Annotated in this window: 20 protein-coding genes and 1 pseudogene; 8 read left to right on the top strand and 13 right to left on the bottom strand. The window is 71.3% G+C overall.

The annotated features are described in order from the left end of the window. Positions 1-194: 194 nt before the first annotated feature. A complete protein-coding gene (locus ACIHCM_RS12890) occupies positions 195-1,364 on the bottom strand; it encodes a thiolase family protein (protein ID WP_399893580.1) in 1,170 nt (389 codons plus the stop codon). Between the two features lie 118 nt (positions 1,365-1,482). Here ACIHCM_RS12890 and ACIHCM_RS12885 point away from each other — a divergent pair, with 118 nt between their 5' ends. Then, complete coding sequence (locus ACIHCM_RS12885) at positions 1,483-1,950, top strand: winged helix-turn-helix transcriptional regulator (RefSeq protein ID WP_399893578.1); 468 nt, start codon at positions 1,483-1,485, stop codon at positions 1,948-1,950. Positions 1,951-1,984: 34 nt separating this feature from the next. Here the strand turns inward: ACIHCM_RS12885 and ACIHCM_RS12880 are convergent, their stop codons facing one another. From ACIHCM_RS12880 to ACIHCM_RS12870, 3 genes are read right to left on the bottom strand one after another with little or no spacing between them, the layout of a single operon-like run. Next, complete coding sequence (locus ACIHCM_RS12880) at positions 1,985-2,707, bottom strand: cupin (protein WP_399894592.1); 723 nt, start codon at positions 2,705-2,707, stop codon at positions 1,985-1,987. A gap of 11 nt (positions 2,708-2,718) precedes the next feature. Further along, complete coding sequence (locus ACIHCM_RS12875; protein WP_399893575.1) at positions 2,719-3,645, bottom strand: PmoA family protein; 927 nt, start codon at positions 3,643-3,645, stop codon at positions 2,719-2,721. Beyond that, entirely contained in the window at positions 3,642-4,859 is a 1,218-nt protein-coding gene (locus ACIHCM_RS12870) for a Gfo/Idh/MocA family protein (protein WP_399893572.1), read from the bottom strand. Before ACIHCM_RS12870 ends, ACIHCM_RS12875 begins: the two co-directional genes overlap by 4 nt. A gap of 255 nt (positions 4,860-5,114) precedes the next feature. Here ACIHCM_RS12870 and ACIHCM_RS12865 point away from each other — a divergent pair, with 255 nt between their 5' ends. The 3 genes from ACIHCM_RS12865 to ACIHCM_RS12855 all read left to right on the top strand — a co-directional run bounded on the left by ACIHCM_RS12865 (position 5,115) and on the right by ACIHCM_RS12855 (position 8,759). Further along, the gene (locus ACIHCM_RS12865; RefSeq protein ID WP_399893569.1) at positions 5,115-5,990 is read left to right on the top strand and encodes an undecaprenyl-diphosphate phosphatase; all 876 of its coding nucleotides are present in this window, start codon (positions 5,115-5,117) and stop codon (positions 5,988-5,990) included. Positions 5,991-6,202: 212 nt separating this feature from the next. Continuing rightward, positions 6,203-6,382 (top strand): hypothetical protein, encoded by a 180-nt coding sequence (locus ACIHCM_RS12860; protein ID WP_399893566.1) that lies wholly within the window; start codon positions 6,203-6,205, stop codon positions 6,380-6,382. A 316-nt stretch (positions 6,383-6,698) separates the two neighbouring features. After that, positions 6,699-8,759, top strand: coding sequence for a restriction endonuclease (locus ACIHCM_RS12855; RefSeq protein WP_399893563.1), 2,061 nt, complete (start codon positions 6,699-6,701; stop codon positions 8,757-8,759). Between the two features lie 149 nt (positions 8,760-8,908). Here the strand turns inward: ACIHCM_RS12855 and ACIHCM_RS12850 are convergent. Then, positions 8,909-9,148: pseudogene (locus ACIHCM_RS12850) on the bottom strand (hypothetical protein); the annotation flags it as partial. Between the two features lie 358 nt (positions 9,149-9,506). On the opposite strand from ACIHCM_RS12850, the gene ACIHCM_RS12845 reads away from it, so the two are divergent. Both ACIHCM_RS12845 and lnt read left to right on the top strand, forming a co-directional pair. Then, a complete protein-coding gene (locus tag ACIHCM_RS12845) occupies positions 9,507-9,986 on the top strand; it encodes a nuclear transport factor 2 family protein (RefSeq protein ID WP_399893560.1) in 480 nt (159 codons plus the stop codon). 69 nt (positions 9,987-10,055) lie between these two features. Next, entirely contained in the window at positions 10,056-11,618 is a 1,563-nt protein-coding gene (gene lnt, locus ACIHCM_RS12840; protein ID WP_399893557.1) for an apolipoprotein N-acyltransferase, read from the top strand. On the opposite strand, the gene ACIHCM_RS12835 is transcribed toward lnt, so the two are convergent. Beyond that, positions 11,539-12,447, bottom strand: a complete 909-nt coding sequence (locus tag ACIHCM_RS12835; RefSeq protein ID WP_399893555.1) for a Gfo/Idh/MocA family protein — start codon at positions 12,445-12,447, stop codon at positions 11,539-11,541. The two genes, lnt and ACIHCM_RS12835, sit on opposite strands and share 80 nt — an antisense overlap. A 241-nt stretch (positions 12,448-12,688) precedes the next feature. Here ACIHCM_RS12835 and ACIHCM_RS12830 point away from each other — a divergent pair, with 241 nt between their 5' ends. Together ACIHCM_RS12830 and ACIHCM_RS12825 are read left to right on the top strand one after the other, a co-directional pair. Beyond that, positions 12,689-13,201 (top strand): DinB family protein, encoded by a 513-nt coding sequence (locus tag ACIHCM_RS12830; RefSeq protein WP_399893552.1) that lies wholly within the window; start codon positions 12,689-12,691, stop codon positions 13,199-13,201. Between the two features lie 347 nt (positions 13,202-13,548). Further along, positions 13,549-14,040, top strand: coding sequence for a hypothetical protein (locus ACIHCM_RS12825; RefSeq protein ID WP_399893549.1), 492 nt, complete (start codon positions 13,549-13,551; stop codon positions 14,038-14,040). Between the two features lie 25 nt (positions 14,041-14,065). Here ACIHCM_RS12825 and ACIHCM_RS12820 read toward each other — a convergent pair whose 3' ends face one another. The 7 genes from ACIHCM_RS12820 to ACIHCM_RS12790 all read right to left on the bottom strand — a co-directional run bounded on the left by ACIHCM_RS12820 (position 14,066) and on the right by ACIHCM_RS12790 (position 20,123). Then, complete coding sequence (locus ACIHCM_RS12820) at positions 14,066-14,587, bottom strand: hypothetical protein (RefSeq protein WP_399893546.1); 522 nt, start codon at positions 14,585-14,587, stop codon at positions 14,066-14,068. Between the two features lie 115 nt (positions 14,588-14,702). Beyond that, positions 14,703-15,395: a uracil-DNA glycosylase gene (gene ung / locus ACIHCM_RS12815; protein WP_399893543.1), complete on the bottom strand. Its 693-nt coding sequence runs from the start codon at positions 15,393-15,395 to the stop codon at positions 14,703-14,705. Positions 15,396-15,476: 81 nt separating this feature from the next. Beyond that, on the bottom strand, positions 15,477-17,057 hold the full coding sequence (locus ACIHCM_RS12810; RefSeq protein WP_399893540.1) for an ABC transporter substrate-binding protein: 1,581 nt from the start codon (positions 17,055-17,057) through the stop codon (positions 15,477-15,479). Positions 17,058-17,284: 227 nt separating this feature from the next. Next, positions 17,285-18,046, bottom strand: a complete 762-nt coding sequence (locus ACIHCM_RS12805; protein WP_399893537.1) for an SDR family oxidoreductase — start codon at positions 18,044-18,046, stop codon at positions 17,285-17,287. Positions 18,047-18,057: 11 nt separating this feature from the next. Continuing rightward, entirely contained in the window at positions 18,058-18,819 is a 762-nt protein-coding gene (fabG, locus tag ACIHCM_RS12800; protein WP_399893533.1) for a 3-oxoacyl-ACP reductase FabG, read from the bottom strand. Between the two features lie 135 nt (positions 18,820-18,954). Continuing rightward, positions 18,955-19,371 (bottom strand): DUF3037 domain-containing protein, encoded by a 417-nt coding sequence (locus ACIHCM_RS12795; RefSeq protein ID WP_399893530.1) that lies wholly within the window; start codon positions 19,369-19,371, stop codon positions 18,955-18,957. Next, positions 19,368-20,123 (bottom strand): HipA family kinase, encoded by a 756-nt coding sequence (locus tag ACIHCM_RS12790; protein ID WP_399893527.1) that lies wholly within the window; start codon positions 20,121-20,123, stop codon positions 19,368-19,370. The genes ACIHCM_RS12795 and ACIHCM_RS12790 overlap by 4 nt, the downstream gene beginning before the upstream one ends. Positions 20,124-20,183: the final 60 nt, after the last annotated feature.

The following is a 20,183-nucleotide window of genomic DNA, read 5'->3' as shown; positions in this document are numbered from 1 at the left end:
ACCGCGGCTGACGCGCCCTTGGGCGCCGCGGCTGACGCAAGCTGGGAAGGCTTACCGCAGCCGACGCGTTCCCGGAAGCCCCACCTCGGCTGACGCGTTCCCGGAAGCCCCACCTCGGCTGACGCGTTCCCGGAAGCCCCACCTCGGCCGAGGCGTTCCCGGAAGCCCTGCCGCGCCCGACGCCTTCCCGGAGGCTACGGGGCTTCGAGGATCATCGCGTTGGCCAGCCCGCCCGCCTCGCACATCGTCTGCAGGGCGTAGCGCGCGCCGCGCTCCCGCATGGCGTGCACCAGCGTGGTCGTCAGCCGGGTGCCGCTGGCGCCGAGCGGATGGCCGAGGGCGATGGCGCCGCCGTGCACATTGACCTTGGCCAGGTCCGCACCGGTCTCCTGCTGCCAGGCGAGCACGACGCTGGAGAAGGCCTCGTTGACCTCGAAGAGGTCGATGTCGTCCAGGGTCAGGGACGCCTTGCGCAGCACCTTCTCGGTCGCCGGGACGACGCCGGTGAGCATCAGCAGCGGGTCGGAACCGGTGACGGCGAAGCTGTGCAGCCGGGCGAGGGGGCGCAGACCGAGGCGGGCGGCGGTCTCCCCCGACGTGATCAGGACGGCGGAGGCGCCGTCGTTGACGGGGCTCGCGTTGCCCGCGGTGACGTTCCACTCGATCTGCGGGAAGCGCTCGGCGAAGCCGGGGTCGTGGTAGGCGGGCCGGAGGCCGGCCAGGACCTCGGTGCTGCTGCCCGGCCGTACGCACTCGTCGCGCGCGACCCCGTCCAGGGGCGCGACCTCGGCGTCGAACAGGCCGGCGTCCCAGGCCTCGGCCGCCTTCCGGTGCGACGAGACGGCGAAGGCGTCCATCTGCGCGCGGGTGAGGGACCACTTGGCGGCGATGAGCTCGGCGCTGATGCCCTGCGGGACCAGGCCCTCCGGGTAGCGCTCGGCGACGCCGGGGCCGAACGGGTCCTTGCCGGGCGGGACGTTCGACCACATCGGGACGCGGCTCATGGACTCGACGCCGCACGCGATCACCATGTCGTAAGCACCCGACAGGACACCCTGCGCCGCGAAGTGCACGGCCTGCTGGGAGGAGCCGCACTGCCGGTCGACGGTGGTCGCGGGAACGCTCTCCGGGAAGCCCGCCGACAGCACGGCGTACCGGGTGGTGTTCATGGCCTGCTCGCCGACCTGGTCGACGGTGCCGCCGATGACGTCGTCGATCAGGGCCGGGTCGACGCCGGAGCGCTCGACAAGGGTGCGCAGGGTGTGGGCGAGGAGTTCGACGGGGTGGACGTGCGCGAGCGAGCCGTTCGGCTTGCCCTTGCCGATCGGGGTGCGTACGGCTTCGACGATGACTGCGTCACGCATGCTGCGGGCCTCCTTGGCCGCCGGGGCGAGCAACGGCTCGATTACCAGTGAGTAGGAATTCCGAACTCACCATAACTCCGCCAGTTGGAAAATCAAACCCTCACGTAGACTGAGCCGCATGGCCGCCACCAAGGACCCCCGCCCCTGCTCGATCGCCGACGCCCTGGCGCTCGTCGGCGAGAAGTACTCCCTGCTGGTGCTGCGGGAGGTGTGCCTGGGAAACGGCCGCTTCGACCAGCTCGTGCGCAACATCGGCGCCCCGCGCGACATCCTGGCCACCCGGCTGCGCCGCCTGGTCGAGGCCGGGATCCTGACCAAGCGCGCCTACAGCGAGCGCCCGCAGCGCTTCGAGTACCTGCCCACCCAGGCGGGTCTCGAACTGCAGCCGGTCCTGATCACCCTCATGGACTGGGGCGACCGCCACCTCAGGAGGGGCGACCGCCCCATGGTCCTGGAGCACAGCTGCGGACACGAACTGGTGCCCCAGGTCACCTGCCGGTCCTGCGGTGACACCGTCCAGCACGGCGACCTGACCCCCCACCCCCAGTCCCCGGGCTGGACCGTCACGGGCCCGGCGACGGCGTAGGCCCCGGCCGGGGTCGCCCACACTCGTGAGCAATTCACCCGGCGGCCGGGGGGACGTCGTAGACGTCGAGCCGCCCGCACATCCCGAACCTCCCTCGCCCGACGGGCCGCTCCGCCCTCACCAGGGCGTCCGCCAAGTGGGACACGTCACCCCGCTCCAGCCGGTCGAGTTGCTCCCCCGTCGCCGTCGCCGCCGCGGCTGCACCCCGCCGCCAGCGCTCGCGCCACTCGGCGAGCCGGGGCCGTACCAGCGCCCCCGCGGCCCGGTGGAACTCGGCAAGCGCCTCGGGGCCGGACGCGCGCAGCACGCGGTAGCCCTCCAGGGCGAGGTCGCGCCGGGCGCGGGCGACGCGCTCCTGCTCGGCTACGGACGCGTCCGCCGGGATCGTGGTGACGGCTGCGTACATCTCCGGGTCGGTCAGGTAGGGCGGCGGCAGGGTGAGCACCGCGTCGCCCGCCTCCGGCAGCCCGCTGTTCTGCATCAGCACGGTGATACGCAGGCCGTCGTCGTCGACCAGCCGGTGGATCGTGCCCGGCGTGAACCAGGCGACGGTCCCCGCGGCCAGCGGTGTGACCCCGTACCCGGACGCCGTGAGCGTCTGGACCGCGCCGCGGCCGCCGGTGACGACGTACGCCTCCGAACAGGCCAGATGCAGGTGGGGAGTTCCGCCGCACACCCCGTCCGCGGCCTGCCAGTCGTAGACGGACAGGTGCGACACGGCGACGCCGCCCGGCAGTCCGGCGAACGCGTCGGGCATCCCCTCGGTGCTCACCACGGGTGCTCCTCCAGGTACTTGGCGATCCGATCGCGTTCCCAGGCACCGTCGGCGACGACGATCCGGTAGCGGCGGGCGAGGGTGTCGCCCGGGGCGAGTTCCAGTTCGTCGTGGAACGCCCAGGAGGGGGCGACGGCCGCGAACGGCTCGCTGCGGACGAACCAGTGGGCGGGGTGGCCACCGCCGGCACCGGTGTGGTCGTTCTCCGGGGCGTGCGCGAACACGACGGTGGCGTGGCCGTCGATGCCGTCGTGTTCGCCCGTGTACGCCAGCCAGGGCGCCTGCCGGCCCATCAGACCGGGACCCTCGCCGTCCGGCCCGAGGACGCGCCCCTCGCGGAAGGCGCGCGGTCCCCGCCAGAACAGGCCCGTGTAGCCGGCCCTCTCACGCCCCTCGGTGGTCGGGCTGCCGAACAACAACGGCTCGTGGCGCCGGTTGGTGACGGCGCTGCTCCAGGTCAGCGCCCACGAGCCCGCCGCCGGGTCGATGTCGTGCACCTCGATGCGGCGCCGCTCGTCGGCCCACAGTTCGCCGCTGTACGGATGCCAGGTGAGCCGTTCCTCGATCACTGCGTGGGTGCCGTACGAGGCGACCTCGTCGAAACCGGCGTGCGCCATGGAACCGACGCGCTCCGGGAGGGCGAGATAGCCCGCGCCGTGCACGTAGGTGTTGCCGCCCCACAGGTTCTGGCCGGACAGGTGGGAGGCCGTCAGCTGCAGGCCCTTGTGCCAGCGGTGGTCGTGGGGCCGGTAGTCCGTGACCACGGCGTTGCCCAGGGTCCGCACGGGGTGCAGGTAGGGCTTCGGCGCCTCCCAGGCCGCCTCGGGCCGGTAGACATAGCTGAACAGGGCGACGCCTGTGGCGGGTTCGGTGACCGTGATCCGGTCGCCGTGCGCGTGGGCGATGCGCGGACCGGTCATGCGGGCACCTCCTGATGCGCGGCGGCCCGGCCGGCGACGGGCGCCCAGGCGGGCGCGCCCCCGTGCAGGGCCGTGTAGTACGGGTCGCCGGGCCCGATCTCGCCCCGCCGGACGGTCGCGTCGGTGAAGGCCGACTTGTACAGCGCGGTGATCAGTTCCAGGCTCTTGCGCCCGTCCGGGCCGCTGCTGCGCGGCCGTTCGCCGACCCGCATGCTGGCGATCAGCTCACGCAGCTGCGCCAGGTGCGAGCTCGGCACGTCGACGCCGAAGTCACGCCATTTTTCGGCCTGTTCGGCCGGCACGTCCGGTGCCGGCGTGATCCGCCAGTCGGCGTTGGCGTGCCCGTACAGGTGGGTGAGTTCGACGGTGGCGCGCTCGCAGTCGACCCGGATACGGCTCACCTCGTCGGGGCTGAGGACGGAGTTCACGACCGTCGCCAGCGCGCCGTTCCCGAAGCGGACCAGGGCGGTCGAGACGTCCTCGGTCTCCACGTCGTGCACCAGCCGGCCGGCCATCGCGCGCACCTCGTTCCACGGCCCGAGCAGATCGAGCAGCAGATCCATCTGGTGGATGCCGTGCCCCATGGCGGGCCCGCCGCCCTCGGTGTGCCAGCGGCCACGCCAAGGCACGGCGTAGTAGGCGGCGTTGCGGTACCAGGTGGTCTGGCAGTGCGCGACCAGGGGCCGGCCCATGGCCCGTTCGGCGAGCAGCCGGCGCACATGGGCGGCGCCCGAGCCGAACCGGTGCTGGAAGACGAACGCGGCGTACGGCCCACCGGCTGTGCCCTCGGCGGCCTCGACGGCGTCGAAGTCGGCGAGCGTGGGCACGGGCGGCTTCTCGCACCACACCCAGGCACCGGCGCGCAGCGCGGCGACCGTCTGCTCGCGGTGCAGTGTGGGCGGTGTGCAGATCGTCACCAGGTCGGGCCGCTGCTCACGCAGCATCCGGCCCATGTCGGTGTACGCGTACGGAATCCCGCCCTCCGCACAGAACGCCTCGACGGCGGCACGGTCGATGTCGACCGCCGCGACGACCTCCGTCCAGCCCTCCGCGGCGAGCAGCGTCAGCGCGGGGAGGTGACGGCCGCGCGCGATGCCGCCGGTGCCGATGACGGCGGTTCTGACGGGACGGGCGGGGACGGGGGCGGAGGGGGCTCGGAGGGTCTCGGGGCCGAGAAGGTGGCCGGCTGCGGTGGTCGTCGAGGGTGTGGGCATGAACCTGATCAACACTCCTCCGGGGTCTTGGCACGCGGCAAGCTGATAGCAAGCGCTTTCCCCAGTGTGCAAAGTAGGCCTGCCCCGTCGGCGGGTCAACACTCCGGGCCGATCACCCCGATCGGCTGGGAAACCCCTGTGTCGGGCGTGTCGGCGCGGGACGCTACGCTGCCCCTCAACACACCCGATCACCGCGCGCGCGGGCGGGGCGTGTCCTTCGTCCGTTCCACGATCGGCACTTGGACTCCGTACTTCATGTCTTGGTTCGAATCACTCATCCTCGGACTCGTCCAGGGGCTGACCGAGTTCCTTCCCGTGTCCTCCAGCGCACACCTGCGCCTGACCGCGGCCTTCTCCGGCTGGGAGGACCCCGGCGCCGCCTTCACGGCGATCACCCAGATCGGCACCGAGGCCGCCGTGCTGATCTACTTCCGCAAGGACATCGGCCGCATCCTGTCGGCGTGGACCCGCTCGCTGTACGACAAGGCGTGGCGCAAGGACCACGACGCCCGGATGGGCTGGCTGGTGATCGTCGGCTCGATCCCGATCGGTGTGCTCGGCGTCACGCTGAAGGACCAGATCGTCGGCCCGTTCCGTGATCTGCGCATCACGGCCACGATGCTGATCGTGGTCGGCGTGATCATGGGTGTCGCCGACCGGATGGCCGCCCGCGACGAGACCGGCGGACGGCACCGGGCGGCCAAGGAGCGCAAGACGCTCAAGGAACTGGGCGTGCGGGACGGCCTGATCTTCGGCATCTGCCAGGCCATGGCACTCGTGCCGGGCGTCTCCCGCTCCGGCGCGACCATCACCGGCGGCCTCTTCATGGGCTTCACCCGCGAGGCGGCGGCCCGCTACTCGTTCCTGCTCGCGATCCCGGCGGTGCTCGCCTCGGGCGGATACGAACTCAAGGACGCCATGGAAGGCGGCCATGTGACCTGGGGGCCGACGATCTTCGCGACGGTGGTCGCCTTCGTGACCGGCTACGCGGTGATCGCCTGGTTCATGAAGTTCATCTCGACCAAGAGCTTCATGCCGTTCGTCTGGTACCGCGTGGCACTCGGCATCGTGATCGTCGCGCTGGTCACGTTCGGCGTCCTGAGCCCACACGCGGCCGAATCAGCCGGCTGAGCGAAGCGCACGGCCCCCGGGGTTCCCCGGGGGCCGTCGTTTTCGGGGCCCCGATCTGCCACCGACGATCCGCAATTCACCGACCCCCCACCCCGAGCTGCTCGCATCGGCGGGCGGCGCGCGTGCGAAATCGGCAGGCCGTGACCAAGCCCATACAGAATGGGTAGCCGTCCGGTAGCGCAGTGTCAGCGGCTGGGCCTACGCTTGCACGCATGTCCCCCCATTCCCTGACCCCTGGTTCCGTGCGGTCCGCTGCCGAGGTCAACGAGCAGATCCGCGCCCTGTGGACGCGCTCGGGCGGCTCGCTGTCCGCGCAGGAGCGGATGGAGTACGAGCGGCTGGTGGTCGAGTGGGCCACGGCGATCCGCCGCGCGGTCGTGGAGGCGGCCTGAGGACGGGGCGGGCGTACGGGGCGGCCTGACCGGCGCTCGGCGCACGCGTCACTTCGAGGCACGCGTGCCGCAGGCCCCGGAAAAGTCTCGCGAGTGATCTCGATGGCGACGACGGTGCTGGTTCTGCTCCGAGCGCAGCCGTCCAAGTCGTGCTCCGCGATGCGGCCACGGTTGATCAGGTCACGTTGACCTGCGGGGATGAACCGATCGTTCTTTCTTCAACGAGCGGATATGCGGGGCGGCGATTGCTGGCTACAGTCGTCTGGTTACAACTGGTTGTGGGGACAGCCAGTGCCTTGGGGAGGGCATTCAGCACATGAGTCGTAGGTCTACTGGTCTCGTCGGCGCCTGGGCCGAGGCGCAACGTCAGCAGCAGCGTCAACTGGAAGCCGAAGCCAGACGGCGGAGACAGCAGGAACAGCAAGCGCGGGCCTACCAGCGGCGAGCTGCCCAGAGCCACCGCGAATACCGGCAGGCAGAGGCTCTACGGCGCTCGGAGGAGCTGGACGCGCAGGTTGCCGCGTTGCAGGGTCTCCTCGCCTCGGGTTGCCAGGCTCCGCCCTTCAGGGCTGCGTCACTCATGCGACCCGAAGAGGTCCAGCCCTTCGCTCCAGGGCCGTTGGCACAGCCAGTGCCCATGCCGGATTTCCATCACTACCAAACGCAGAGCGGCTGGACTGCGAGCAGCCGGGCACGGGCGCAGGCCGAAGCACGCGCACGCTTCGAGCGGGACTGGCGGGCCGCCCAAGAGGCGGAGGCGCGTCGACAGCAGCAGCTGGCGTCGTATCAGCGGGAGTACCAGCAGTGGGCCGATGCCCAGCTGGCTGATGTACGGCGGCACAACGCCGGCGTCGTTGCGACAACCGAGGGCGTAAGGCGTCAAGATCCCGATTCCGTGATCGAGTACTTCTCAGCCGCTCTCTACGCCTCGACGGCATGGCCGGACGGCTTCCCGCGCCAGGTCGCGGCGGCCTACGACCCGGCAGCCCGGCAGTTGGTACTGGATTGGGAGCTGCCCGCCTACAGCATCGTGCCGGAGGTCAAGGCCGTTCGGTACATGGCCGGGGTCGACCAGGACAAGGAGACTCCCCGCCCAGTAGGCCAGCGCCGTGCTCTGTACAGAGAGGTTCTCGCGCAGTGCATGCTCCTCGTCCTGCATGAGCTGTTCGCCGCGGATGAGCTGGGTGCGCTGGAGTCGGTGACCCTGAATGGCTTCGTCGATGGTCATGACCCCACGACGGGCCGGCCGGGTCATGTCTTCCTCGCAACTGTCATGGCCGCGCGTTCTTCGTTCCGTGACTTGCACCTGGCGCAGGTGGACGCGGGTAGCTGCCTGGCTGAAGCGCTGCGTGGGCAGCTCTCGGCTCGACCGGACCAACTCGCACCCATACGGCCGAGCAGGCGGCCGCAGGATGTCGGGAACCGCGTTGTCGCTCACGGCAGCGACGAGGAACCGGACCTGTTCGCCATGGATCCGATCGCCTTCGAGAATCTCGTTGCCGATCTCTTCCGAGGCATGGGGATGCAGGCGGTGACCACCCAGCGTTCCAACGACGGCGGTGTGGATGTCGACGCCCTGGATCCGACACCTATCCGAGGCGGCAAGATCGTCGTGCAGGTGAAGCGCTATCGCAACACGGTGCCGCCCACGGCTGTGCGCGACTTGTACGGAACCGTGCAGGATGCGGGCGCCAACAAGGGCGTTCTCGTCACGACTTCAGGGTTCGGCCCCGGCTCGCACACCTTCGCCAACGGCAAACCGTTGGAACTCGTCTCGGGCCCCGAGCTCGTGGACCTGCTGCGTCGTCATGGGCTACGTGGGCGGCTCGGTGAAGGCGGTCGGCAGGTCCCGGCGCAGCCGACGCCGCCGGTACCGGACACTCGGCTACCGGACGACTACAACGTCCTCGGCATGTCGTGGACCGGAAACGTCGCCCTGGACGTGTGCGCTCTTGTCTGCCGTGGCAACCGCGTCCTCAGTGACGATCACTTCGTCTTCTTCAACAATCCGCAGACGCCGGACGGCTCAGTGCGTGCCCTCCCGGCCACGGCACCTGACAAGGCCGCGATGTGTGTCTCCTTCGACGGGCTGCCCGATGCGGCCGACCGGCTCGTGCTCGTGGCGGCCATCGACCCCGAGGTCAACCCGGACGCCGACCTTTCCGGTTTCACGGACGCCTGCATCCGCCTGCTCGACCCGGGGCTGACTGAGCTGGGACGGCTTGAAGTCTCCGATGGCCGGCCGCGCGAAACCGCCTTGGTGCTGGGCTCCTTCCGCCGAAGGCCGAGCGGGGACTGGGACTTCGTCCTCGGCGGCAAGGGTTACGCGGGCGGTCTGGAGGAACTCGTCCAGGATTTCGGCATCGTGGGGGAGTAGCCCCGCGAGCGACTTGGCGGGTCACTACGGCCCGAGCTGAGATCCCGGCCTGCTGCGCCGATGCGTCGGATCAGCTACTTCCCCGGCAAGCTCTGCTCCCGCGCCGGGCAAGGCGAGCACCCTTGCGCGTCCGTCCAGTGCCTGGCCGATCACATCCCGGCGCTACTGCCGTGGCGGCGGGTGGGTCGACGCGTCCACAGGGAGAGGTCGCTGCTCGTCGCCACGGCGATGGTCTGTCCGGAGGGCGAGAACCCGGCTGCCCGGAATTCGGAGTCGTCGGCATGGAAAATGTGCCACCACTGCGCTCCGTGCGGGCCGACGAGGGGCGACCCACCGTCGCGGGACAACAGGACACGCTCGTTCGGCCATGCCGGGGTGACGACATCCAGGGTCTACCCGTCCGCGGTAGGGCCTGGAGCGGGCACCTCAGGGGCTGCAAGAAGCCTGTTCCGCATCGCCCGCTGGAACGGCAAGAGCCCGGGCTCACGCTCCGACCGCTTCACCGGAGCCCACCCTTCGTCCACTTCCTCACGACCCCGTGATCCATGCTTCGGCAGGCCCAGCTGACGGAATTGAAGCAGCCCGGTACTCAAGCACAGATCCCTTGGCCCGTACGCCGAATCCAGGCCCGGAACCGCCGTCCTGTTCGTTCACGACGGTCAGCCTCGCGCGGGCCGCCGGTCATGGCCACCGAATATCGCGGCACGCCCTCTTGGCGTGGCCGGTCCCGTGCCCAACACTGAGCCGATGACGCAGCGCGTGGAGCTCGCGACCGTGATGGACCGGCTGGCCGTCGACGGTCTGGTCACCGACTACGCCGTGGCGGTGGACGACGGCGACTGGGAGGCGTACCGGAAGCTGTTCACACCGGACGGGCGGGCGGACTACCGCTCGGCCGGCGGCATCGAGGGGGATGCCGCCCGGGTCTCCACGTGGCTGGCCGAGAGCATGCGGGCGTTCGCCATGCGCCAGCACCTCATCGTCAACCGCCGGGTCCGCTTCGGGGTACTGGAGCGGGACACCGGGGACACGGCCCAGGTCCAGGCCGATTACGTCAACCCGATGCGTCTCGCCGGCGACGGCTCGGCGGCGCCCGACTTCGTGTGCGGCGGCCGCTACGCCTTCGGCCTGCGGCGCACCGACGACGGCTGGCGGCTGCACGAGGTCGTCGTCCGTGAGAAGTGGCGGCGTATGCCGCAGGAGTCCGGGGTACCTGTGATCGACTGAGCGGGCTTCCTCCGTAGCGAGGTCGCCTGCTGCGCGCACACTGGAGGCACGGGGGGAGGGAGGCGCCGTATGAAGTCGCTCGGCCGCCGGCTCGACTCCCCCTGGTGGCGCTCCGCGACCGCCGCGGTGGCGGGCGCCCTGCCCATGCTCGCCTTCCCGGGCCCGTCGTGGTGGTGGTTCGCCTACGTCGCCCTTGTGCCGTGGATCCTGCTCGCCCGCACCGCCCCGACCGGGCGGCGGGCGCTGTACGACGGCTGGTGCGGCGGCCTCGGCTTCATGCTGGCCGTGCACCACTGGCTGCTGCCGAATCTGCATGTCTTCACCTTTGTCCTCGCCGCCCTGCTCGGCGCACTGTGGGCGCCGTGGGGCTGGCTGGTCCGCCGGTTCCTCGGCGGAGTGCCCTCGCCGGGCCGGATCGCGGCCGCGCTGCTGGTGCTGCCGTCGGGCTGGCTGGCGGTGGAGCTGGTGCGGTCCTGGCAGGGGCTGGGCGGGCCCTGGGGCATGCTCGGCGCCAGTCAATGGCAGGTCGAGCCGGCATTGCGGCTGGCCTCGGTCGGCGGGGTGTGGCTGCTGAGCCTGCTGCTGGTGGCGGTCAATGTCGCGGTCGCCGTACTCGTCTCGATGCGGGCCTGCCGGATACCTGCTCTGGCCGCCCTGCTCGCCACCGCCGTGGCCACGTCGGCCGTCTGGGCCTGGACGCCGCGCGCGCACGTCGACGGCGAGGCCCGGGTGGCCGTCGTACAGCCCGGCGTCATCAGCGGCCCCGGACCCCGCTTCGACCGCGAGGAAGAACTCACCCGGCAGCTCGCCGGCCAGGACCCCGACCTGATCGTGTGGGGCGAGAGCAGCGTCGGCTACGACTTGGCCGGCCGGCCCGATCTGGCGCGGCGCATCGCGGCGCTGTCCCGCGAGACCGGCGCCCCGGTCCTGGTGAACGTGGACGCCCGCCGCTCGGACCGGCCCGGCATCTACAAGAGCTCGGTGCTGATCGGCCCCGACGGCCCGACCGGCGACCGGTACGACAAGATGCGGCTGGTCCCCTTCGGCGAGTACGTCCCGTTCCGCTCGCTGCTCGGCTGGGCCACCTCCGTGGGCGAGGCGGCGGCGGAGGACCGCCGGCGCGGCACCGAGCAGGTGGTGATGGACGCCGGCGGCGGGCTGCGGGTCGGCCCCATGGTCTGCTTCGAGTCGGCGTTCCCCGACATCAGCCGCAGCCTGGCCCGCGGCGGCGCCGGCGTCCTGGTCGCCCAGTCTGCGACCTCGACGTTCCAGGAGAGCTGGGCGCCGGCGCAGCATGCCTCGCTGGCCGCGCTGCGCGCCGCCGAGACCGGCCGCCCCATGGTCCACGCGACCCTGACCGGTGTCTCCGCCGTCCACGACCCCGAGGGCCGGCGGATCGGCCCGCCGCTCGGCACCGAGGCGAGCGCCTCGCAGGTCTACGAGGTGCCGCTGGCCGACGGGGTCACGCCGTACGTCCGCCTGGGCGCCTGGCCGGTGTACGTCGCCGTGCTGGTGCTGCTGGCCCTGGCTCTGGCCGAGGGCGGGCGGACGGTCAGGCGGCGGAAAGCTCCAGAACCGCCATCACCACCCGCTCGCACAGTTCGTGAGTCGCCAGCGCGTCCCGGGCGCTGAGCGGCCTGCCCGCGCGCACCGCGTCGAGGAAGCCCAGCACCGCCTGCTCGATGCCCCGTTGCCTGGCCACCGGCACCCAGTCCCCGCGCCGCCGCAAGGTCGGCTGGCCCTTGTGGTCGATCACCTCGGCGAGGTTGATCACCTGCCGCTTGGTGTCCTGACCGGAGACCTCCAGGATCTCCTCGGCCGATCCGCTGAGCCGGTTCATCACACCGAGCGCCGTGAAGCCGTCCCCGGCGAGCTGGAGCACGACGTGGTGCAGCAGTCCGTCCACGCTCCGGGCGCGCACGGTCACGTCGTCGATCTGGCCCGGCACCAGGAAGCGCAGCGTGTCCACGACGTGGATGAAGTCGTCCAGGATCATCGTGCGCGGCTCTTCGGGCAGCCCGACCCGGTTCTTCTGCAGCAGGATCAGCTCGCGCGGATGATCGGCGCACTGCACGTACGCGGGCGCGTGCCGGCGGTTGAAACCGACGGCGAGGCTCACGCCCCGCTCCTCGGCGAGCGACACCAGCCGCTCGGAGTCGGCGAGTTCGTACGCCAGCGGCTTGTCGACGTAGACCGGGACGCCCGCCTGCAGCAGCCGGGTGACGATCTCGGGGTGCACGAGGGTGGGCGCGTGCACGAAGGCGGCGTCGAGGTCCTGGGCGAGGAGAGCGTCCAGGGTGCTGTGGCGCTGCGCGGGCGGCAGGTGAAGGCTGTCGGCCACGCGGTTCAGCGTGGTGGGCGTCCGGGTGTGCAGATGCAGCTCGACCCCGGGCTGGACCCCGAGCACCGGCAGATACGCCTTCTGCGCGATGTCACCGAGTCCGATGCAGCCGACCTTCACGGGGGCTCCTTCACTGCTTGCCTGCGGGGGTCTGCCCGGAAGCATACGGCGGACCCGGCTGACGCCGGTCGGCGATACCACCGGCGCTGCGCGGGAAGGCCTGGTCCGGCGCTGGGGCAGGGCGGCGGTCATGGCGTCGGGCACGGCCGTTCCGGCCTGGTGGCTGATCGCCTGCGAAGGGGCGGCTTCGCGGCCGGTGAAACACTTTGGTGAATCCTCAGGCGTGAGCGAGGATGCGCGCATGACAAAAGAGCGCAGCGAGCCGGCGCAGAACGCCGGCGAACGGTCCATGCTGGAGGGCTGGTTGGAGTACCACCGGCAGACCCTGGCGTGGAAGTGCGAGGGGCTGAGCGACGCGCAGCTGCGGATGGCGGCCGTGGAACCGTCGGAGCTGTCCCTGATGGGGCTGGTGCGGCACATGGCGGAGGTGGAGCGGAGCTGGTTCCGCAAGGTGCTGGCCGGTGACGACGTGGGGCCGATCTACTACACCGAGGAGGACCGCGACGGCGAGTTCCATCTCACCGAGGCCGACACCTGGGCGGAGGCGTACGCCACCTGGCAGGCGGAGATCGCGGCCGCCCGGCGCAACGCGGCCGGCTTCGGCCTGGACGACCTCTCCAAGGGCCGCAGCCCGCACTCCGACGAGCCCTTCAGCCTGCGCTGGATCTACACCCACATGATCGAGGAGTACGCCCGCCACAACGGCCACGCGGATCTGATCCGCGAGCGCGTGGACGGCACGACGGGCGACTAGGCCTCGGCGACTGACGACAGCACGCGGCAGATACGCGTGCCGGAGCCCGCGTCCCCGGCGGACACGGCAGGCGCCCTCACCGTGCCCGCCTGTGCGGCCGAGGACTCGCGGCCACTGAGCCTGAGCAGCGGTCGGGCTGCGGAGTCGCCGGGGCGGCCTGATCCGCCGGGCTCAGGCTCGGACCGCGCGTGCTCGGGCCCGGGCTCCGCCTCTGTCCCCGAGCCCGGCCGACGCACGTCAGCCCAGCGGCGCCCGCCCCCTCCCCGCGGGGGCGTAGTTCACCCGTCCGGAGCAACCTGCGCTTGTCCGTCGGGCCCTGCGGAGCCGGAGCCATCAGAGTGGCGCGGGTGCATCGAACAACGACCACCGCGACGCTGCTCGCCACCATGGCCCTCTCCGCCGTCTCCGGCTGTGTGACCGTCCAGCGGGCCCCCGCCGCAGTGCCCCCGGCACCCGCCCAGCCGTCGGCACCGCGGACCGACGGTCACACCGGACCGCAGATCGTGCAGGCGCCGGCCCGCGAGGCCCTGCAGTCGACCGGCCCGTCCCGCCGGCCCGGCACCGCGGCGCCGGGGCCACGCCCGGCCGCGCAGGCCCCGTCACCGGTTCAGCGCGTCCCGTCGCGGCACACGGAGTCCCGACCGCGCTCCGAGGCGCCCCGCCCGGAGCCGCGACGCCCGGAGCCGCGACGCCCGCGGCAGCAGCCACCGGCGACGGTCCCGGCCGTCTCGCCCACCGTCGGCGGCACCGGCGACGTGTGCGCCCTGGGCAGGAAGTACGGCGGCTGGCGCCCGAACAGCCCTGAGGCGGCGATCTGCGAGCAGACATACGGCCGGTGAGGCGGCCGCGTCGGCGCCGGTACCGCTACGGCCGCTGCCGAGGCGGCCCCCAGATGCCCCCGCCCGGCGAACCCCCGTCCCCGAGCCGCAGCTCCAGCCGTCCGATGGCCGCCCGCACCCCCTGCCCGTACGGATCGTCGGCCAGCGCGCCCGCCGCTCCGCGGGCCCGGCGCAGATGGGTACGGGCGGCGCCCGAGCGGCCGAGTTTGACGTAGTCGGCGGCGAGGTTCAGATGCAGGGAGGGGTACAGCGCGCGCACCGCCGGGGCTCCCTCGTGGGCCGCGAGCCGGTCGTCGGTCAGTTCCTCCGCGGCTCCCAACGCCCGCAAATCCCATGCGAGTTCGTCGCTTGGGTCGTCCTGGGCGTCGGCCATGTAGTGGGCGAGGGTGCAGCGGTGCAGCGGGTCTCCGTCCTCGCCGATCTCCGCCCACAACTCGAGGTAGCGCTGCCGGGCCTCCTCGCGGTCACCCGCGTGGTGCAGCATGGCGACCTGCCCGATCCGCGTCATCACGGCATCCGGCGCCGCCTGCTCCTGTTGCTCCGACACCGCATCCTCCGCGCGCTCAACGATCTCCCGTCCGTGCCGACGCTAACGGCCGCCCCCGGCAATCCCGGCGAGGCGGGGCCGACCCGGGACGCCGGCCGGCCCTGGCCGGACCGGATCAGGCCAGGTCGGCCAGGTTCGGGATGCGCCAGTCCACCGGGTCGTGCCCCTGCCGCGCGATCGCCTCGTTGATCTGCGTGAACGGCCGGGAGCCGAAGAACTTCTTCGCCGACAGCGGCGAGGGATGAGCGCCCTTCACCACCACGTGCCGGGTCTCGTCGATCAGGGGGAGCTTCTTCTGCGCGTAGTTGCCCCACAGCACGAAGACCGCCGGGTCGGGACGCTCGGCCACCGCGCGGATCACCGCGTCGGTGAACTTCTCCCAGCCCTTGCCCTTGTGCGAGTTGGCCTCCCCGCCCCGGACCGTCAGCACGGCGTTGAGCAGCAGCACGCCCTGCCGGGCCCACGGCATCAGATAGCCGTTGTCCGGGATCGGCAGGCCCAGCTCCTGCTGCATCTCCTTGTAGATGTTGCGCAGCGACGGCGGGGTCCGCACGCCGGGGCGGACCGAGAAGCACAGGCCGTGCCCCTGGCCCTCGCCGTGGTAGGGGTCCTGGCCGAGGACCAGGACCTTGACCCGCTCGTACGGCGTGGCGTCGAGTGCCGCGAAGACCTCCTCACGCGGCGGGTAGACGGGACCGGCAGCCCGCTCCTCCTCCACGAACTCCGTCAGCTCCTTGAAGTAGGGCTTGTGCAGTTCGTCGCCCAGGACCCCGCGCCAGGACTCGGGCAGCATGGCGATGTCGGTCACGTCAACTTCCTTACGGTGTGCGGTCGGTTCCAGAGCACAGAACCTACCGGCGACCACTGACAACGGCCGTGACGGGCCGCCTCACCAGCTGGTCTTCCGGGACAGCTCCCACACCATCATGATGGTCGACGGGTCCAGGGCGCGCTCGGCGCCGGAGATCTCCACGTTGGCGGCGACGTACTGCTTGCCCTGCCACAGCGGCAGCAGCCGTGCGTCCTTGACGAGGATCTGCTGGGCCTCCTCGAAGTCGGACTCCACCTGGGCGCGGTCGCTCTCGCGGCGGGAGCGGGGCAGCAGCTCGCCGGTGATCTTGGGTGCCGGGTACGGCGTACCGAGGGCGTTCTGTTCGCCGACGAAGGGCGCGATGTAGTTGTCGGCGTCCGGGAAGTCGGGGAACCAGCCGCGCCCGAAGACCGGGTACTCACCCTTCTGGTACCCCTCGACGTAGGTCTTCCAGGGGCGGCTCTTCAGAGTGATCTTGAACAGGCCGGAGGCCTCCAGCTGCCGCTTGAGCTCCTGGAACAGCACGGCGGTCTCGGAGCCGTAGCGGTCGGTGGTGTACCAGAGGGTGAGCGGGACCGGCTCGTCGATGCCGTCCTCGCTGAGGATCGAGCGGGCCTTGTCCTGGTCGGGGTCGCCGAAGTTGTCGAAGAAGCCGGTGGTGTGGCCGGTGAGGCCCTTGGGGACCATCGAGTACAGCGGGTCGACGGTGTCCTTGTAGATCGCGTGGGCGATCCTCGGCCGGTCGACGACCTGGGCGACGGCCCGGCGCACGGCGGGCTTCCCGGCCCACTCGTCCTTCGGGTTGAAGACCAGGTAGCTGATGTCGGCGCCCGCGCCCTCGACGAGCTGGAGGGTCTCGTCGGCGTCCCTGCTCTGGAGCGCGACGATGTCGTCGGCGGCGAGGCCGCGGTAGGTCACGTCGATGTCCTGGTCGCGCAGGGCCTTGACCATGGCGCCGGAGTCCTGGAAGTAACGGATCGTGACAGCATCGTTTTTTCGGTCGGCGAAGCCCTTGTAGCTGTCGTTGCGCACGAGTTCGGCCCGCGCGCCCTCGTCGTAGGAGTCGAGGACGTACGGCCCCGAGCCGGTGACCCCGCCGTCCTCGCGGAGCTTGTCGGCCGGGTAGTCGTCGGGGTCGACGACGGACATGGCCGGGGTGGCGAGCACGAACGGGAAGGTGGCGTCGGCGGTTTTGAGGTGGAAGACGACCTCGCGGTCGCCGAGCGCCTGAACCCGGTCCAGGCTGCCCAGCAGGCCGGCGGGGCCGCCCGGCGCGTTGATCGCCAGGATCCGGTCGATGGAGTGCTTGACGGCCTGCGCGTCGAGCGCGTCGCCGTCGGAGAAGGTGAGCCCCTCCCGCAGCTTGCAGCGGTACACCCGGTTGGCGCCGTCGGTGAACGCGCAGTTCTCGGCGGCGTCGGGCTGGGGCGTGGTGGCGCCGGTGGGGTAACTCAGCAGCGTCTGGTAGATGTTGCGGAAAAGCTCCCAGGAGCCGTCCCAGGAGGCGGCCGGATCCAGCGTGCTGGGGGCGCTGGTGGTCCCCACGACGATCGGTCCCCCCTCGGCAGGGTCGCCGTCCGAAAACATGCTGCACCCGGCCAACAGGGATATGGAAGCGATCGCCGCCACTTGCCGCAGGCTTCGGTTCCGGTTGAACACGCGCACGCTCCTCGATCTGCCATACCAAGGGTCGGCAGACCCTATCGCAGGCATGGACGGCCTGAAACGTTCTTGCGCGAGCCTGGTGATCACCTTCTGAATGACGACGTTGTCATCCCCCGGAACGGCGCCGAATTGCCGACAGGGGCGCCGTTTCCGTCAACAAAATCGCGTCACGCGATCTCCATCGACGCAGCGGCGCCCCTGTCCGAAAAGACCCGATCCGCTCAGCTCACACCGGCGTTGAGGAAGATGCCGCCGTCCACGACGAGGGTCTGGCCGGTGATCCAGTCGGCCTGCGCCGAGGTCAGGAACGCGGCGGCACCGCCGATGTCGGAGGGCACGCCGAGCCGGCCGAGCGGGTAGGCCGACGCGGCCTCGGCCTCCCGGCCCTCGTACAGGGCCTGCGCGAACTTGGTCTTCACCACCGCCGGGGCGATCGCGTTGACCCGCACCTTGGGCGCGTACTCGTGCGCCAGCTGGAGGGTCAGGTTGATCATCGCGGCCTTGCTGATCCCGTAGGCGCCGATGAAGGGCGAGGGGGCGACACCGGCCACGGAGGCGATGTTGACGATGGCGCCGCCGTTGTCCTTCTGCCAGGCGTGCCAGGTCTTCTGGGCGAACCCGAGCGCGGAGACGACGTTGGTCTCGAAGACCTTGCGCGCCACGTCGAGGTCGAGGTCGGCGATCGGCCCGAAGACCGGGTTCGTACCGGCGTTGTTGACCAGGTAGTCGACCCGGCCGAAGGCCTCCATCGTGCGCTCCACGGCGACGGCCTGGTGGTCGAGGTCGTGGGCCTTGCCCGCGACGCCGATGACCCGGTCGGCGCCGAGCTTTTCGACGGCCTCCTTCAGGGCTTCCTCGTTGCGGCCGGTGATGCAGACGCGGTCACCGCGTGCCACCAGTGCCTCGGCGACGCCGTAGCCGATGCCGCGGCTGCCGCCCGTGACGAGGGCGGCCTTGCCGGAGAGTTCAGGCAGTTCAGTCATGTCCGTGCCCCCTAGTCGAGCGGTCCGCCGGCGACGTACAGCACCTGGCCGGAGACGAATCCGGCCGCCTCGCCCGCGAAGAAGGCGATGGCGTTGGCGATGTCGTCGGGCTCGCCGACGCGCTGGACCGGGATCATGGAGGCGGCGGCGGCCTTGAAGTCCTCGAAGCCCATGCCCACCCGCTCGGCGGTGGCGGCGGTCATGTCGGTGGCGATGAAGCCGGGGGCTACGGAGTTGGCGGTGACGCCGAACTTGCCGAGTTCCTTGGCGAGCGTCTTGGTGAAGCCCTGAAGTCCGGCTTTGGCGGCGGAGTAGTTGACCTGGCCGCGGTTGCCGAGGGCGGAGGAGGAGGACAGGTTGACGATGCGGCCGAAGCCGGCGTCCACCATGTGCTTCTGGCAGGCCTTCGACATCAGGAAGGCACCGCGCAGGTGCACGTTCATGACGGTGTCCCAGTCGGCGACGCTCATCTTGAACAGCAGGTTGTCGCGGAGCACGCCCGCGTTGTTGACGAGGATCACGGGCGCGCCGAGCTCCTCGGCGACGCGGGCGACGGCCGCCTCGACCTGCGCCTCGTCGGAGACGTCGCAGCCGACGGCGATGGCCTTGCCACCAGCCGCGGTGATCTTCTCCACGGTGTCCTTGCAGGCGGCCTCGTCGAGGTCGAGGACGGCGACCGCGCGGCCCTCGGCCGCCAGGCGTACGGCGGTGGCGGCGCCGATGCCGCGTGCGGCACCGGTGACGATCGCGACCCGCTGCTCAGTGGTGGACATTGCTGCTTCTCCTCGCCCTTGGGATGCGGCTCAACGGTACGCTCATCGATGAGCGACCGCTTAGTACCTTCAGCAGACGTGACGCTAGAAGCCCTGGCACGCGGTGTCAACGGCCCATCGGGTGCATGTGATCCATCACCTCACCAGCAGGTCGAGCAGCCGTTCGGTCTCGGCCGCCGGATCGAGGGTCAGCCCGGTGTGCACCGGTCCTGGCTGCACGACCGTGGAGCGGGGCGCGATCAGCCAGCGAAACCGCCTCCCGGCGTCGTCGCCCGCCGCCTGCCCGGCGTCCGCCCCGCCCCCGCAGACGCCCTCCACCGCGCGCAGCGCCGCGTGCACCCCGGCCACGTCCGCGGCCGGGTCGAGGGCCAGCAGCCGTGCTTCGTCCAGGTGGGTCCGCGCACCGACGTAGGACTTGGCGCGGCAGTACACGAGCACCCCCGCGTTGATGCACTCCCCGCGTTCGACGCGCGGTACGACCCGCAGCAGCGCGTACTCGAAGACGTCCCGGCCGCCGCCCTGACCGGCCCGGGTGATGTGGCGCTCGCTCACTTGATCCCCTCGATGCGTTCGTGGATGACGGCGGCGCGCGCGAGCAGGGGCCGCGCGTAGGCCCGGCGCAGGTCGTCGGGTGTGCCGAAGCCGGGCTCGCCGGCCAGCCAGGCGCCGGGGATCGCGGCGGTGACCTCGGCCAGCAGTTCCTCGGTGACCAGCGGCGCGAGCGCGGCGGCGGCCGCGGTGACATCCGGCGCGAAGGTCCGCAGGGCGTGGTCGGAGGCGTCGTACGGGCGGGCGGCGGAGGCCTCGGCGCCGGGCCAGTTGTGCTGCCAGATCATGGTGGCGCCGTGGTCGATGAGCCACAGGTCGCCGTGCCACATCAGCAGGTTGGGGTTGCGCCAGGAGCGGTCGACGTTGTTGACCAGCGCGTCGAACCAGACGATCCGCCCGGCCTCCTCGGGCCCCACCGCGAAGGCGAGGGGGTCGAAGCCGAGCGCGCCGGACAGGAAGTCCATGCCGAGGTTGGTGCCCCCGCTGGACCGGAGCAGGTCCTGGACCTGCTGGTCCGGCTCTCCGAGCCCGAGGAGGGGGTCCAGGCCGACGGTCACCAGACGGGGCACGCGCAGGCCGAGCCGGCGGGCGAGTTCGCCGCAGACGACCTCCGCGACCAGCGTCTTGCGCCCCTGCCCGGCGCCGGTGAACTTCGTCACGTACGTCCCGAAGTCGTCTGCCTCGACGAGTCCCGGCAGCGAGCCGCCCTCACGCAGCGGCGTGATGTAGCGGGTCGCGATGACTTCCTTGAGCATCGCCCCAGGTTACTGTCGTGTCGGGCGCCGAAGGACCCGGCCTGCCGCTACCGCGTAGCG

The organism is Streptomyces sp. NPDC052023, assembly GCF_044548465.1.
In the GTDB taxonomy this organism is placed as follows: domain Bacteria; phylum Actinomycetota; class Actinomycetes; order Streptomycetales; family Streptomycetaceae; genus Streptomyces.
This window is presented reverse-complemented; position numbering and strand designations above follow the sequence as displayed.